The following is a 15,894-nucleotide window of genomic DNA, read 5'->3' on the forward strand; positions in this document are numbered from 1 at the left end:
TCAATAACACCCGCAATCAGTCCCAAGTGGTCCAAGTTCTCGATCTGCAAGGGGGCGATCCTAACTCGTCTCCCTCAGCTTATCCCCACTCCCTTTAATTCCCAGAGCAACCTGCGGAATGTCGGTTCTCATGCTCGAGGAGAGCATGAGAATGACTGGGTTCAGCACCTCAATATCTTGACGCCTCCAGATGATAAGTGTTTGAAATACGTTCGAGCCGATGAGTTGCAGCCCCAGCAAGTTGATGAACTATTAGCTATCTATATTGCATATCTTGAAAGATGGCCTACTGCTCCTGTCTTACATGTCGGGCTTTGGGTTTATGTTGATGGACGACATTGGATTAGTTCTTATGCAAATTCTGAAAGATTCTTCTTTGAGGAATGGTTCGCAGGTTTAAGAACAGTACTACGGAGTGAGGAAAGTGCTAAAGCTTCTGTCGAGATTTAGGAAGGATGTTCAGTCAACATAGAATGGACTGCACACCAATTGACGCTGGTGGAACACATCTTAGGACACAAGGGGACTTCAACCACCTTGAACCTTTGGGATTTCATGCGCCATCTCATTAACGCAGGTGAGACTTATTTAGAATTAATTGCAAAGCTATTAGCGGTGATTGGAATATACAATCGCTCAACAAGTAATGCAGCTGAACTGGCTCGCATTGCTGAAGAGCTTTCTCAGCTTGACAAAACCTATGTCAAAACCTGTGTGGATGACTTGAGAAACGAATTAGCAAACCAAGGCAAAAATTAGAGCGCATAATTGGGACGAATTTATGAGGTGGCGATCCAGCCGTTGGCGATCGCCATGGATAGCGCCTGATACCGCGTCCGCGCTTTGAGCTTGCTCAGCACATTGTTGACATGAAACTTGATGGTGCTTTCGCTGATCATGAGCGTGTTGGCAATGTCGCGATCGCGCAATCCCGTCGAGAGCAGCTGCATAATTTCTTGCTCCCGCTCCGACAGCACAGGAGATGGCCCATCCTCGCTCAAACCCCAGGTTTGGCCCTGGCTCACGGCTTCTACCGCTTCGCGCAACTGGGCCGGAGCGATCGCCAAATCCACCACTGCCGCCACGCCTTTAGGAATGGCTCGCAATCCCATATCCAGCCAAATTATCGATTGGCCTGGTTTAACTTGAGTCACATCATTGGTTAGCAGCGGTGCTGGAATCGCATCGTCGTTGCAAACCCAAATTCCCGCTTGGTAGGCCAACTGAGTTAATGCAGACTGCAACACAGGCAAGGTGCAAAGCATCTTGAGCTTTGGCCCAACGGAGCAGGTTGGATAGGGCAAATTCAGCACAATTTGAAGGGCTGTTTCATTCCCATCTGTAACGGTTTTTAGCGAACCACCCAAACACGACACCGTAAAGGACAAATCACCAAACAGCGATCGCACCCAGTCGCCCGTTTCTGCTGCGGTGGTTGCCGTCACCGCCACAATCGTTTCGAGCGAAACCAGCTCAGTTCGGTAGGTGAGCCGACTGTAGATACAATCCAGTTGGTTCAACCGCTCGGCAACGGCCAAAAATAGATGCAGCGTCGATAGGGGCAGCGGTTTTTCGGTGCCGACCAGGGTGAGCCGCGTCGAGGTTAAAATGGCAGCCAGCTGATCCGATAACAGGCCACCGGGTATCGAAGCCGATGACGCGATGACAGAGTGCGATCGCACCTGTTGCTGAAACCGAATTGCTGCCTCCAGGGCTACCGCAATCGTGGTGCATAGGCTTTGCAACACTTCCAAAAATTCTGTCGCCAAGGGGCGATGGCTGAACATGGCAATCACCCCAACCACGCGATCGCCTGCCATGAGTGGATATCCTGCAAACCCGCGAATTTCATTGGCGATCGCCCAGTCCCGATCTTTCACCCATGACTCTTCAGACAAGTTATTACTGAGAAAGGGAACTTGATTTTGCGCAATCTTCCCGACCTTGTAGGCACCCATAGGCACCCGCGCAAACTCCCCATCTAGCCGGGTGTACATTCCCGACGACGCAACCAACCGCAACGATGCGCCATCTGGCTCCACCAGCCAAATCCGGGCAAAGGCACAATCAAACTGGGCAATTAATCCTTCAGTAATTCGGCGGGCGATCGCCTCTGGCTCCATGCATCCAGACAAATTACGAGCCAGCTCATTGGCGCGTTGCAAATCTACCAACAAGCGCGCCGGGTTTAACAGCCCATCCATCACATGAGACACCATACGCGCAGGCTCAGCCAACACCTCTCATTCAGCCGGATCTAAAGACGATTCGCTGTATTGAACACTACACCTATCAAGAATTTCCGCCAATAATGCAGCATCCATCAGCCAAAGTTCACTAGCAATTCTCGTGAACTGGGGAAGCGGCTCTCTTGATTCGTGTTTCCAACAAAATAATCTTCCTTAAGATAGGTGTAGCACTCTAGTGATTTTTTATACCTTGTAGAAACGAAAACATTGTCAGTGTGCCATCCGCTTGTTCGTTGATATTAGGCAACTTTCAAAGTTGTAGGGGTGTAGCACAGACGAGCCATGCGATCGCCAAACCATTCTCAATTGCATGGTTAGCTTTTTGTGCTCAATGTGTTTTATTTATATTTTTCCAATATTTAATCTATCCTTAGAATTTCAATACAATTTGTTACAAATGAATTTTCTAAGGGAATCCTGAGCTGAGCAACATCCCTTCATGAGGCTGGTTCAGCTTCATTGCGCCAACAAGTCAACCTTCTCCCTCTCCCATTGGAATTTCACCTTTTATGAGCGCAGCCAACTCGCTGAATTCGGTAGAGTCAACTCATTCTCTATCAGCTTCTCTTCAGTCACCGTTCCGATTGCGTAAATTTTGGCAAGCGCCTCAGCGCCTTTGGCTTCTCATTCTGTTTCTGGGTATGAGTACCCTGGTTGGCATTGGAACAACCGTATGTTTTCGGTTAATTCAGGGATTGATGCTTGAAAACCTGAAAACCCAAATGCTGTCTGATGTTGAGCATGGGGCTCATCAAATCGACAATTGGCTAACAGCGCGCCGCATTGAGGTTGAAATGCTGGCGAACACGCCTAAAGTTCAATCGATGGACTGGGAAGAGGCTGGCCCCTATCTAACCGCCGAAGAACTGCGAATTGGTCAATTTTCTACCTTTACACTGATCAATCCCGATGGTTCTTACTACAACACAGACTTTGGGCTGACTGGGTTTAATTTGAGCGATCGCCCATGGTTCCAAAAAGCATTGGCAGGAGAAGCGGCGTTCAGTGATCCTATTGTTGCGCGTAGTTTGAATCTGCCTGTAGTAACCATTAGCGCCCCCATTCGTCAGGTAGGACAGACAACTTCAATTGGCGTACTGGGTGGTGCCATTGCTATCGATACCGTGACGGCCGTTGTCAATGCGATTCCCCAAGTTGAAGGAAGCTATGCCTTTGCCCTGAATTCTCAGGGGGTTGCCATCACCCATCCCAACTCGGACTACGTCTCCCATGGCAACGACCTCATTCCCAGTTTGGTGCAAAGTGAGGATACAGAATTAGGAGCGATCGCTGCGGCAATGGTTGCTGGTCGGCAGAACGTTGTAAAAGCCACATTAGACGGCAAATCCTACTACGTGGCTTACATGACGTTGAATGAAGTGGATTGGTCGTTGGCGTTGGCAGTTCCGAGTCAGGCCATCGACTCGCAGCTCTATCCGCTGTACCTGATGGCAAGTGTGATGGCGGCCTTGCTATTGATTGCGATGTTTGGAGCCTGGAAACAGTTATTACTGCTTGAAAAAACGCGTAAACTTGCTGCGCAAGAGCTGGTCAAAAATCGCATCAACAGTCGGATTCGCGAAACGTTAAATCTTTCATGTATTTTGCAAGCGGCGATCGATGATTTAGGCAATCAACTCGATCTGGATCACGTTCTATTTGGTTGGTTTGTGCCATCATCCCAACAATTCGAAATTGTGCAAGCTTTTCCGGTTACCTCATATCGGGCGCTAGCCCCCTTGCAGCCTAAGCCCGGAGAAACGCTAGCCGATTGCTTGGCTGAGCAATTGGGCCTGTACCTGATTAGCGATGATGGGTATAAGCCTATACATGCTGGCACCTACAGCGCATTGGCCATTCCTGGGGATGCCGATCGCACCGGTTACTTGATTGGGGTGGATGCCAAAAAGTTAACCAAAAGCCAGCAGAGTGTCCTGGTATCGGTCAGCGACCAGTTGGCGATCGCCATCAAGCAGGTCAGCCTCTATCAACAAACCCAAGAGCAAGTTGGCGTACTCAACGACACCCTCAACACCCTAAAAGCCACTCAACTGCAGCTGGTGCAAAGCGAAAAGATGTCGAGTCTGGGGCAAATGGTGGCAGGTATTGCCCATGAAATCAACAATCCAGTGAACTTTATTCATGGCAATATTTCCCATGCGAGCGACTATACCAGCGAACTACTCGATCTCATTAGCGTCTATCAGGAAGAGTATCCTCACGCCTCATCGCGCATTCAAAACAAGGTCGAAGCCGTTGAATTGGAGTTCCTAAAAGAGGATTTGCCCAAGCTTCTGTCTTCGATTCAGGTGGGAGCCCATCGCATTCGTGAGATTGTCCAATCCCTGCGCACATTTTCTCGGTTGGATGAGGCCGAAGTGAAGGATGTCGATATTCATGAAGGCATTGATAGCACCCTCATGATTTTGCAGAGTCGCCTTAAGCCGACGGGTAATCGCCCCGGAATTGAGATTGTCAAACAGTATGGCAATATTCCCTTGGTGGAATGTTACGCTGGACAGCTCAATCAAGTGTTTATGAACATTATTAGTAATGCCATTGATGCGCTAGAAGAGCATGATCGCCAGCGCTCAGAAGAGGAGTTGCAGCATACGCCTAGCACGATTGCGATCGCCACTCAGCTGATTGAGCCAGGATGGATTCGCATCCACATTGCAGATAATGGGCCGGGGATTCCCAACGACGTCGCTCCTCGTATTTTCGACCCATTCTTTACCACAAAGCTGGTCGGTAAAGGAACTGGAATGGGATTGGCCATTAGCTACCAAATTGTGACCGAACGCCATCGTGGGCGTATTACCTGCCATTCCACCCCAGGCTGCGGAACAGAATTTATGATCGAAATTCCGGTGGAGCAGCATGTCGCTGATGCCGCTTAGATTTCCTCGGCAGATGGGCAAATCCATGGCTAGAAGGGCGGGTTGCGCCATGGGGCTGAACTTTTTGGCTAACCTTGCCTGCTAGGTGGAGTCGGGGGGTTAGACCGTTGCATGCTTGCACGGGGCTACAAGCCCAAAATCTCGCCATCAGGCAGAGCGTTTTGCAAAAATCATGCGATACACAGGGTCGCCATTTTCAAGGGTTGACAGTTCTCGTTCGGTTGCGATGGGAAATGGGTTTTCGGTCTCTTGCGGTATGCCGCTCAGCTGCACAAAGGCTGAATGCTCCCGAAAGCGATCGCCCATTTCCAACAGCACGTCTTCCACATCAGATTGCAGAAACACGTTTCCGTTATCCGACAAAAAGGTTGCCAACAGGTCAACCATATCCGGTTGCACCACTCGGCGTTTTTGGTGTCGTTTCTTAAACCAGGGGTCGGGAAACTGAATGGTGACCCATTGCAACTTGCCCGCTGGGAGCGATCGCAAAATGGGCTCTAGCGAGTTGTTCGCATTGCAAAACATATAGTGCAAATTGGTGTAGCCCAACGACTGGCAAATTTCGTTGGCTTGTATCACCAGCGGTTCTCGAATTTCTAGGCCAAGCATATTCCAGTCTGGCCATTGCTCAGCAAGCTGCAACGCAAATCGTCCCCGTGCGCAGCCAATATCCAACAGCAGCGATCGCGACTCATCTGCATACACGCGCTCCCAGGCTGGCGGCTCTACTGGCTGCTGATATTTTTGGCTCAGCGGATTGACATGCTGGCGTACCCGAACAACTGCCAAAGTTCTACCCTCTTTTGTACATATCGTCTGTCCCAGCCTCGATCATACCCATAACGGCTCAGGCTCAGATCGCCAGAAATTTTTTGAGGAACAATCATCCCGGCTTCAAAGCTTTAGGCGAAGTGCGCTAGCCTTGATCTACCGGGTATCGGCGCGAATCAACGATAGCAAAAGAGGCATCGACTCTCGCTATCGACTGCGTTCTTTGCTGTCCATAGTCCTTCATCTATTCAGTGTTGGCTTTCTCCATGCCTCTCAGTTTTCGGTTTGCCATTGTTAGCGATCCTCACATTGCTTTACCCAAAACCATTTGGGATAACCCCAGTCGATTTCACTTGGTAGAGGTGAGCATTCCCGCACTGGAATATGTGCTGGCAGAATTGGCAGAACTTAATCTGGATTTTTTGCTGGTTCCTGGCGATCTGACGCAACATGGCGAACCCGAAAACCACGAGTGGTTCGCAACCCGATTGGCTCAACTTCCCTATCCGGTCTATGTTGTGCCGGGAAATCATGACATTGTGCAGCGCGATCGCACCGAACAGGCCATTGGTCTGCATGAGTTTGCCGGGTTCTATCAAAAATTTGGCTATTGTGATGGGGCTCAGCCGTACTATGTGCGCGAGGTCGTTCCTGGTGTTGCGCTCGTTGGGCTCAACTCTATCGCGTTTGATGAAATAGGCACCCAACTCAACACTGGTCTTGTGGATGAAGCCCAATTGCACTGGTTAAGAACAACATTGGCCGAGCTGAATGCCTCCCTTGTGATGGTAATGATTCACCATAATGTGCTGGAGCACATGCCAGGGCAGAGCCGCCACAGCATGGGACAACGATACATGCTGCACAATGCGCCCGAGTTATTAGCCCTGTTGCGATCGCATCAGGTTCCGCTCGTCTTCACCGGACATTTGCATGTGCAGGATATTGCTCAAGAGCAAGGAATCACCGAAATTACCACCGGGTCACTGGTGAGCTATCCCCACCCCTATCGCGTGCTGCACTATACCGAAGATGATCAAGGCGATCGCCACTTGCGAGTGGAAACCTATCATGTTCCCTCGGTGCCCGGTTGGGAAGATTTGGCGGCTCAGTCTCGTGAATGGATGGGCGATCGCTCCAACCATTTCATGTACCGATTTTTGACGCAGCCACCGATTAGCATGTCACCGCAAGAAGCCCAAGAACTAGTTCCCGATTTGCGATATTTTTGGGCAGATATTGCCCGTGGCGATGCCCAAATCGACTATCCCCACTTTCCCAAGCGGGTGCGCCGTTATTTACAAGCGTTTAGTGCTGTCGATCCTCAAGGCAATCTTCAACTCACTGACAACAATACGATTTTGAAGCTCTAAAGACTGCTTTTTGAAACGAGATTGAGCAGTGATTTGGATTCAATTAAGGAAAAAAGCGATCACGTTTGCAAACATCTCTATAGATAGATCTAGATTATTTCAATTGAAAATGACTCAATCCCAGAGATAGATGAACTTGCTGATGCATTCCACGACCATAAGGAAAGGAAAACAGCAAGGGAACTGACACCGTGGTCATGCAACGTGAGCCCAGAACGTTAACTAAAAATCAATCAACTGTGAACCCAACTTCAGCATCGAGTTATCAAGCATCAGTTGATGTTGAAAAGGCAGGTTTTGGTGATTCTAAATTTGACTATTCTGAACAAGACTATCGCTACGCAGAAAAACAGTTTACGCAATTGCTAGAAACTGAGAACCTGGATCACGCTCTACAGACGGGAACTGTAGATTCTAGCTTTGTGGATGGGGCCGTAACCGATGCAATTGAAACGGTTTATCTGAATGGAGAGCCTGCTCCCGCAGCCCATCGTTTTCTACAGCGAATTCTGTATTTCATCAATCGCCTTAAACTCTTTTGGTATGACGATCTTCAGCATTACACGAACGAGCGATCGCACTATCTCATCATGTTGCGCGATCGCATTGAACTGGCATGGCAACAGTGGGAAAACAGCCAGCTCAACCTCGATTCCTACCGGAACCTTGACATTAAACAAGCCCTGTTGCAACGAGCAGAACTGGATGTAGATCCACCGTTGTCGCATGAGGCTAAGTTCTTTCGGGAGCAGGTTGGGCTGGCAGGCTATCGGGAACTGGTGGCGATCGGTGCGCTGGATGGGTTAGTCGAAGCGAGCCAGCTATCGCGCACGCTGGGTGGCGTAGCGAACGATGTTCATGCTGTGCTGACGCGGCTGCTGGTTGAAGAATACGGAGCTGGTCGCTTGCCACGCAAGCATTCTTCGTACTACCTCACTATGCTCGAAGAGTTGGGCATGCAAACCGAGCCAGAAGCCTATCTCGATGCTGTGCCGTGGGAAGTGCTGGCTACCATCAACCACAGCTTTTTGCTAACGGAGCGCAAGCGTTACTTTTTGCGATATATCGGTGGGCTGTTCTACATTGAGTTGACGGTACCAGCAGCATTTAGCAGCTACCAAGTGGCGGCAGAGCGCTTGGGACTTTCGGATGCTGCCATGACCTACTGGAAGCTGCACATTAAGGTCGATGAGCTGCATGGCAAGTGGATGTTGAATGATGCAACGCTACCGTTGGTTGACCAGTATCCGGTAGATGCTTGGGAACTGTTGTGGGGCTACGACCAGCAAAAATATATGGGCGATCGCGCTGGTGCCGCCGTTGCAAGAGCTGCCTATCAGGCAGACGAACGAGGTTAATAACGCTTACACCAGTCTCGTCGCTGCTTAATCCCGACCGCGATCGCCCTCATTCAACTGAGACCAGGGGCGATCGCTAATAGTCTTGTCCCTGTATCTTTTCCTGTATTTTGGTTCGACTCGGCTCAAAAGCATTTGGGTCGAGTTTTCAGCATTGGCAGTACTGCCAATGCTGAAAACTTGGTCGCATCTTAATACTTTGCTACAAGTTTTAAGCGATGCTGGGTAGCGGTGATAGAGTGCCATTATTGGTGTGGCTTGATCGGTGGCCACAATGGCTCAAGACTCAGCAAATAAACGGCTATGCGAATTCTGGTGGTAGAGGATGATGACGTAACGGCAGAAGCGATCGCCTTACTGTTGGCGGAACAAACCTACGCCGTTGACCGCACCCATGATGGCCGCACCGGATTTGAAATGGCCGAGGCCTTTCCCTACGATTTGGTTGTGCTGGATGTGATGTTACCCAGCATGGGCGGTATTGAAGTCTGTCGGCAACTGCGGGCGCAAGGACACCAAATGCCCATTTTGCTCATTACTGGGCAAGATAGCAGTCGCCAAAAAGTGGTGGGTCTGGATGCTGGGGCAGATGATTATGTCGTAAAACCGTTTGCGCCAGAAGAGTTGGCAGCTCGGATTCGGGCTTTGATGCGGCGAAGTGGCCCATCACTCAGCCCCATTTTGCAGGCGGGACTGCTTCGGCTTGATCCCAGTAGTTGCATGGTTCACTATGGCAATACGCTGCTATCGCTTACACCCAAAGAGTATGCTTTATTAGAGCTATTTTTGCGGTATCCCCAGCGAGTGTTTAGCTGCGGCGCAATTTTGGAGCATATCTGGGCGTTTGAAACGATGCCCGGTGATGAGGCCGTTCGCACCCACATCAAAGGTCTACGCCAAAAGCTAAAGGCTGCCGGGGCTCCCGCAGATTTAGTCGAAACGGTTTACGGAATTGGCTATCGACTGAAGGCGTTGGAGCTTGTCAAAGAGGCGATCGCTCCCTCGGCCATCCCGTTATCTCACCATGCTGACGCGATCGCTCCTTTACCAGAAGCTACGGTGGCAGCGGCTGAGCAGCAGATGCAGAAGAACATGCTGGCGGCACTCGCCGATATTTGGGCGCGGCATCAAGAGCGCATTTACAGCCAGGTCTGTGTGCTAGAGCAAGCTGTGGAATCACTCCAGCAAGCTGCTCACGATCCAACCATCATTCAGCAAGCGCGCCAAGAAGCCCACACGCTAGCCGGATCGCTGGGCACCTTTGGCAGAGCAGAGGGGTCTGTTCTTGCGCGATCGCTCGAACGCCTGCTGCAAGCTGTTTTAGAAACACCATCACAACCCGTCTCTACTGCCACTATTACTCAAATTGATGAAGCCGTGCGATCGCTGCGTCACACGATTCAAACCCCCATCGCAGCTAAGGTGGAAACGCCGCCGCAACCCCGCATCCCGTCTCCCGTTCCCGAGCCTGCCGCTGCTTCCACGCCCCAAATTTCGGCATCGGGTTTCCCAAAAATCTTGATTGTGGATGATGATCCAGCCATTTTGGATGCGCTGCACCATCTGCTACAGCCCTGGGGGCTTACCGTCACTGGCCTGAGCGATCCTCGTGATCTCTATACCTATTTGCCCCAAGTGCAGCCCGATTTGCTCATTCTCGATATTGAAATGCCTCACCTGAGCGGAATTGAGCTGTGTCAAACCCTGCGGGATGATGAACTGTGGGGTGGTTTGCCCATGATGGTGCTCACAGCCCATACCGATGCCAACACCGTAAACCGCGTGTTTGCGGCTGGGGCCGATGATTTTGTAAGCAAGCCAATTGTTGGATCAGAGTTTGTCACCAGGGTGGTGCATCGGCTAGAGAGAATCCGCTTGCTGAAGCGGTTTGTGACTCCTGCTCGGCTTGAATCCAGTGCATCTGCCGTGGCGGAAGAGGTGGAGCCAACAGAAACGAAGCGATCGCTCCTGGCAAGCGCATCATTTCATGCACTGACCCAGAGTATTCACCAAAACGCCATCGTACTCGTCGATGCCGACGGGCTCACGCTGAGTTGGAATGTGGGGGCCGAGAACCTGTTGGGCTACACTGCATACGAAGTTCTGCATCACCCCTTGCCTCGTCTTTATCTCCAAACCGATGTTGTCCAACAGCAATTTCTGCACGACCTGCACACGGCGATCGAAACTGGGCACTCTACCGGAATTCGACAATGCATTCGCAAAGATGGCACGTCAGTCTGGGCCGAAGTCACCATTTCTCCGGTTGATATCGCTGAATCGACATCATCGACAAGTCCGCAGGGATTGATTTACATCCTTCGAGATGCCACAGAACAAAAACAAGAACAAGAAGTTGAGCTTCGTAATCGAGGCGAGTTAGAAGTTCGCATTGCAGAACGAACGGCAGAATTGGTCAGCATCAACGTACGGCTACAAAAAGAACTCGATGAACGCAAACGGGCACAAGATGCTCTGAATGTATCGCAAGCGCGGATGTCTGGAATTTTGGATATTGCGGATGACGCAATCATCTCAGTTGATGCCCACCAAACGATCACATTGTTTAATCAGGGAGCTGAAAAGATCTTTGGATACAGTGCGGAAGAAATTATTGGGCAGCCGCTAGATGTATTGCTGCCGCAGCGCTACGTTCGGGTGCACCAGCAGCATGTGGGTGAATTTGGCCAATCGCACCAGCACGCTCGAAAAATGGGCGATCGCCGCGAAATTTTTGGGCAACGAAAGGATGGCAGCGAGTTTCCAGCCGAAGCCTCAATTTCTAAACTAGAGCACGGCAACGATACCGTTTACACCGTGATTCTGCGAGACATTACTCAGCGAAAACAAGCCGAAGATGCGCTTGCCTATTTAAGCCATCAAAACGCGCTGATTCTCAATTCGGTTGGGGAAGGAATTTGCGGATTTGATTTGCAAGGCGTGATGACATTTGTCAACCCAGCCGCTGCCGATTTGTTGGAATATTCGGTACAGGATTTGATTGGTCATTCAATTGAGCTGCTGTTGCCGCATCCTCATGGGACGAATGAAGATGTGACACAAAAATCTTTTATCTATTCATCGCTGCGTGATGGAACGATTCACCATGTCAAGCATGAACAGTTTCAACGTCGTGATGGCAGCCTATTTCCAGTGGAATATATTAGTACGCCGATTCAAGAGCAAGACGGTATTGTTGGTAGCGTCATCACCTTTAAAGACATTACCGAACGGCAGGTGATTGAACGCATGAAAAATGAGTTCATTTCGGTCGTTAGCCACGAATTGAGAACGCCACTCACCTCCATTCACGGTTCGTTAAGAATGTTGGCGAGCGGTCTGTTGGATAAAGATCCAAGTAGCAGCAAACGGCTGCTTGAAATTGCGGTCAATAGCACCGAACGCTTGGTAAGGCTCATCAACGATATTTTGGATGTGGAGCGCATTGAATCGGGCAGTGTGCGCATGGCCAAGCAAACCTGTGATGCGGCAGAGTTGGTTCAGCGTGCGATCGATGTGATGTCGCCGATGGCCAGAAAATTTGACGTGGAGCTGACCTCCCAAGCAAAGTCTTATCCGCTGTGGGCAGATCCAGATCGCATCATTCAAACGCTGACCAATTTGGTGAGCAATGCTATCAAGTTTTCGCCAGCTGGCAGCGCTGTGCATGTTTCGACCCAGCTCGATTCAAGTGGTGAGCTGGTTCCCATCGTTGCGGAATCAACTCAAGCACCCATGCTGTTGTTTTCGGTTCGTGATCAGGGGCGCGGAATTCCGTCGGATAAGCTGGAGACGATTTTTGAGCGCTTTCAACAGGTTGATGCATCCGATTCTCGCAATCACGATGGCACGGGCTTGGGGTTGGCAATTTGTCGCAATATTGTGCAGCAGCATGGCGGCAAGATTTGGGTGGAGAGTGAATTTGGGGCGGGCAGCACGTTTTGGTTTACGATTCCGATTGAGTCGCCGGAGATGAACTGTGGCGATCGCCCCATAGAGTCATCGTCCGACTTGAATCCCTAAAGCCCCCGTTCGACGCGGTTTGTTCCCGCATGACTATCTCGAACGTTCCCTTGCAGCAGGTCATGAAGCAGCAGGTCATGAAAAAAATATTGGTTATCGACAACGAAGTCTACATTCAAGAAATTGCTCAGATTTGCCTGCAAACAACAGCCGGGTGGCACGTGGTGACTGCGGGCTCAGGCCAGGAGGGGCTAAAACAGGCCAAGCTAGAGCAGCCCGATGCAATTTTATTGGATGTGATGATGCCGGATATGGATGGCATTATGACGTTTCAATCCTTGCAAGAGCAGCCAGAAACCAAGTCGATTCCGGTTGTGCTCCTCACGGCTAAGGTGCAAGCGTCGGATTTGCAACGCTACACGCGCTTGGGCATTCAAGGGGCGATCGCCAAACCCTTTGATCCGCTCACTCTGGCATTTCAACTGGCAGCGTTGCTGGGCTGGCAGGCTCAGCCTTAACAGTTGTCCTCACAAGTTCTTCATATTTGAGATCTAGATTAAACCTAGAGCGAACGTCAGAGCCGTATTCCTAGCTGCTCTATGATCACCCCGCTAGCCAAACGGCGATCCCTCCAATCTCTCGCCAAACAGAACCTTTCCATGCCGCCACACTGAACTATTCGCTTGGCTTAAATCCATGAGCTACGGGGACGTTGGCTGTGATTTTGGTGGTTGGTTGATGGCGATCGCACCAGAATCTCAAGCTTTAGCGCGTCGTTTGCCAGCTCTAGCTGCTGCGGTCGCGCAGTGAAGCTTCCGTAGCTCCATCATTTGACCCATACCCTATGGCCATTGACCTGATGCCACTAGTGAGGATGACATTATGTTCAGAAAAATCTTAGTTCCACTGGATCACACGCCGTTAAGTGACCAAGTGTTTGAACATGCTCTGAACTTAGCCAAAGCAACCAACGCCACGCTGATGTTGCTCCATGTTTTTTCTCCCGAAGACGACGAAGCGATTCCTCTGAATTCGGCCTTGTCTTACCCAGAGCTGCGTGAAGAAGTGGTGCACCGCTATCTACAGCACCGCACCCAATTTGAAGAAGAAAGCCTCAAAACGCTGCAAGCGCTAACGAAGCAAGCCAATGAGTCAGGGGTGGTTGCCGAGTTTACCCAAACGGCGGGCTCTCCCGAACAGCGCATTTGTGCCTTGGCCCGTACCTGGAATGCCGATCTCATTGTCCTAGGGCGTCGAGGCCGAACAGGTCTAAATGAATTGATTTTGGGCAGTGTTAGCAACTATGTGGTGCACCACGCACCTTGTTCAGTGCTGACTGTACAGCATGTGAACTTACCCGCCGCAGAACCCACAACCCAGCAAACCACCGTTGGGGTGACGATATGAACGACATCGCCCACCCGTTGCTTCAGCAGGATGCGTTGCCCATTGCCCCGTTGTGCGAGCAGCTCAAGTTTATGTTGGGGTATGTGGTGATGGCACCCTCTAGCCACAATACGCAACCCTGGATCTTTCAGCTGACGCAAACTGGGGTTGACCTGTACGCCGATCGCAAGCGATCGCTGCCCATCGTTGATCCTCAAGATCGATCGCTGATCATGAGCTGTGGTGCCGCGTTGATGAATTTGCGAATTGTGCTACAGCATTTTGGCTTTACAGCACGAGTGCGGCTACTGCCCACAGCGGATCAACCAGACTTGCTCGCCCAAATTCAGATTATCCATCACAATCCCGGTCGCCCATCTCCAGTCAATGAGCTGTTTGCGGCAATTCCCCACCGCCACATGAACCGGGGAGCCTACGAACCAACCCAAATTCCAGCGAGTATTCTCAGCAATTTGCAAACCGCAGCTCAACAGGAAGGCGCATGGCTGCATTGGATTACCAATGGGCAGCGGGCCACGGTTGCCGAACTCATTGCCGAGGGCGATCGCCAGCAAATGAAACTTCCGGCTTTTCGGCATGAACTGGCCAAATGGATGATTCCTAACACCAGCCAGCGGCGAGATGGGATGCCAGGTTCTGTTCACGGCATGGGGAACTGGGTTTCGTTGGTGGGGCCATTGGTCATTCGCCAGTTTGATTTGGGCAATTCTCAAGCCCATAAAGATTATCAACTGGCGCTGGAAGCTCCGGCCCTGGCGGTGATAGCCACGGCATTTGATACGCCTTATGACTGGCTGATTGCGGGCCAAGCCCTGGAACATGTGCTGTTACAGGCTTGGGCTGCTGGAGTTGATGCAGCATTACTGAACCAACCCATCGAGGTTCCCAGCCTGCGCGATCGCCTGCGATCGTCCATTTTGCTAAGCGGAACTCCTCAACTGTTGCTGCGGTTGGGCTATGGCGGCGCAACAGCTACCACACCCCGTCGTTGGGATGCAGAGGTAGTACGCGAGCCAATGCCCAGCGTAGAGGGTGCGATCCCCACTGATGTCATTGATCAGTTCGAAGATTCAACCTCGGAGTAACTCCTTCATTGGCACTGTTACGTCATACCTACTTGCGGCAAACATCGTGCTTATTCGGGATTTTTAACGTTGTTTCGCGTCCACGTTAGGATTGCGTGTTCCATCCTCTAGAGGAGCTTGTTATGTTTACAAAACTCTTGGTTGCACTGGATGACTCGATGATGAGCCGTTTGGTTTTTCAAGAAGCCCTGGAACTTGCAAAACTATTTCATGCTTCGCTTCATTTGCTGCATGTGCTGACAATGCAAGATCAGGTGGGTTACACCATGCCGGCTGAGATTGGCTTCTATTCCCCTATCGTGACGGATGAGCTGATCAAACGACAGCAAGAACTCTGGCAACAGCAAGAGCAAGAGGGCCAGCAACGATTGCGATCGCTCCAAGCAGAAGCTGTTGAAGCGGGTGTGCTGACCACAGCCATGCAAGCGGTGGGTGACCCAGGACGACAAATCTGCCAGCAAGCGATTGAACAAGACGTTGGACTAATTGTGATTGGCCGACGCGGTCGATCGGGTTTGGGTGAGCTGCTCATGGGCAGCGTGAGCAACTATGTGATGCACCACGCTCATTGTTCGGTGTTGGTGGTTCAAGGTGAGGAACTCTCCACCCGTTCCACCCCCACTTCAGAACAATCCGTTGAGCTGTTGAACTAGCGATATTTTGAGATTGTCTTTTGGTGTGAGGAGCTGATCATGAGTGGTCAAGACAAATAGCAGAAGTTATGTTCCTGTCTGGCAAAGCAGGAATGACTTCTGCTGGGCTCAAGCGATCGCAAGTTTGTAAAAACA

At 50.8% G+C, this 15,894-nt stretch carries 12 protein-coding genes; 10 read left to right on the plus strand and 2 right to left on the minus strand.

What is annotated here, in order from left to right; genetic code table 11:
- On the plus strand, positions 1-450 hold a 450-nt coding region (locus tag ACQ4M4_RS22255), incomplete at its 5' end, for a hypothetical protein (protein ID WP_430686665.1).
- A 105-nt stretch (positions 451-555) separates the two neighbouring features.
- Positions 556-759: a hypothetical protein gene (locus ACQ4M4_RS22260; RefSeq protein WP_430686666.1), complete on the plus strand. Its 204-nt coding sequence runs from the start codon at positions 556-558 to the stop codon at positions 757-759.
- Between the two features lie 20 nt (positions 760-779).
- Here the strand turns inward: ACQ4M4_RS22260 and ACQ4M4_RS22265 are convergent, their stop codons facing one another.
- Entirely contained in the window at positions 780-2,237 is a 1,458-nt protein-coding gene (locus ACQ4M4_RS22265; RefSeq protein WP_430686667.1) for a GAF domain-containing protein, read from the minus strand.
- Between the two features lie 653 nt (positions 2,238-2,890).
- Here ACQ4M4_RS22265 and ACQ4M4_RS22270 point away from each other — a divergent pair.
- Positions 2,891-5,149, plus strand: a complete 2,259-nt coding sequence (locus tag ACQ4M4_RS22270; RefSeq protein ID WP_430686668.1) for a sensor histidine kinase — start codon at positions 2,891-2,893, stop codon at positions 5,147-5,149.
- A gap of 147 nt (positions 5,150-5,296) precedes the next feature.
- Here the strand turns inward: ACQ4M4_RS22270 and trmB are convergent, their stop codons facing one another.
- Positions 5,297-5,938, minus strand: coding sequence for a tRNA (guanosine(46)-N7)-methyltransferase TrmB (gene trmB, locus ACQ4M4_RS22275; RefSeq protein WP_430686669.1), 642 nt, complete (start codon positions 5,936-5,938; stop codon positions 5,297-5,299).
- A gap of 248 nt (positions 5,939-6,186) precedes the next feature.
- On the opposite strand from trmB, the gene ACQ4M4_RS22280 reads away from it, so the two are divergent.
- The 7 genes from ACQ4M4_RS22280 (at position 6,187) to ACQ4M4_RS22310 (ending at position 15,759) form a co-directional block, all read left to right on the plus strand.
- On the plus strand, positions 6,187-7,293 hold the full coding sequence (locus tag ACQ4M4_RS22280; protein WP_430686670.1) for a metallophosphoesterase family protein: 1,107 nt from the start codon (positions 6,187-6,189) through the stop codon (positions 7,291-7,293).
- Between the two features lie 239 nt (positions 7,294-7,532).
- Entirely contained in the window at positions 7,533-8,651 is a 1,119-nt protein-coding gene (locus tag ACQ4M4_RS22285; protein WP_430686671.1) for an iron-containing redox enzyme family protein, read from the plus strand.
- Between the two features lie 303 nt (positions 8,652-8,954).
- Positions 8,955-12,674, plus strand: coding sequence for a PAS domain S-box protein (locus tag ACQ4M4_RS22290; RefSeq protein ID WP_430686672.1), 3,720 nt, complete (start codon positions 8,955-8,957; stop codon positions 12,672-12,674).
- A 29-nt stretch (positions 12,675-12,703) separates the two neighbouring features.
- Complete coding sequence (locus ACQ4M4_RS22295; RefSeq protein WP_430686673.1) at positions 12,704-13,132, plus strand: response regulator; 429 nt, start codon at positions 12,704-12,706, stop codon at positions 13,130-13,132.
- 364 nt (positions 13,133-13,496) lie between these two features.
- A complete protein-coding gene (locus ACQ4M4_RS22300; protein ID WP_430686674.1) occupies positions 13,497-14,021 on the plus strand; it encodes a universal stress protein in 525 nt (174 codons plus the stop codon).
- The gene (locus tag ACQ4M4_RS22305; protein WP_430686675.1) at positions 14,018-15,106 is read left to right on the plus strand and encodes an Acg family FMN-binding oxidoreductase; all 1,089 of its coding nucleotides are present in this window, start codon (positions 14,018-14,020) and stop codon (positions 15,104-15,106) included. Before ACQ4M4_RS22300 ends, ACQ4M4_RS22305 begins: the two co-directional genes overlap by 4 nt.
- 122 nt (positions 15,107-15,228) lie before the next feature.
- Positions 15,229-15,759 carry a universal stress protein gene (locus ACQ4M4_RS22310; protein WP_430686676.1) on the plus strand — a complete coding sequence of 177 codons (531 nt, stop codon included), beginning with the start codon at positions 15,229-15,231 and terminating at the stop codon, positions 15,757-15,759.
- Positions 15,760-15,894: the final 135 nt, after the last annotated feature.

This window comes from Leptolyngbya sp. AN02str (assembly GCF_050565595.1).
Lineage (GTDB): Bacteria > Cyanobacteriota > Cyanobacteriia > Elainellales > Elainellaceae > Kaiparowitsia.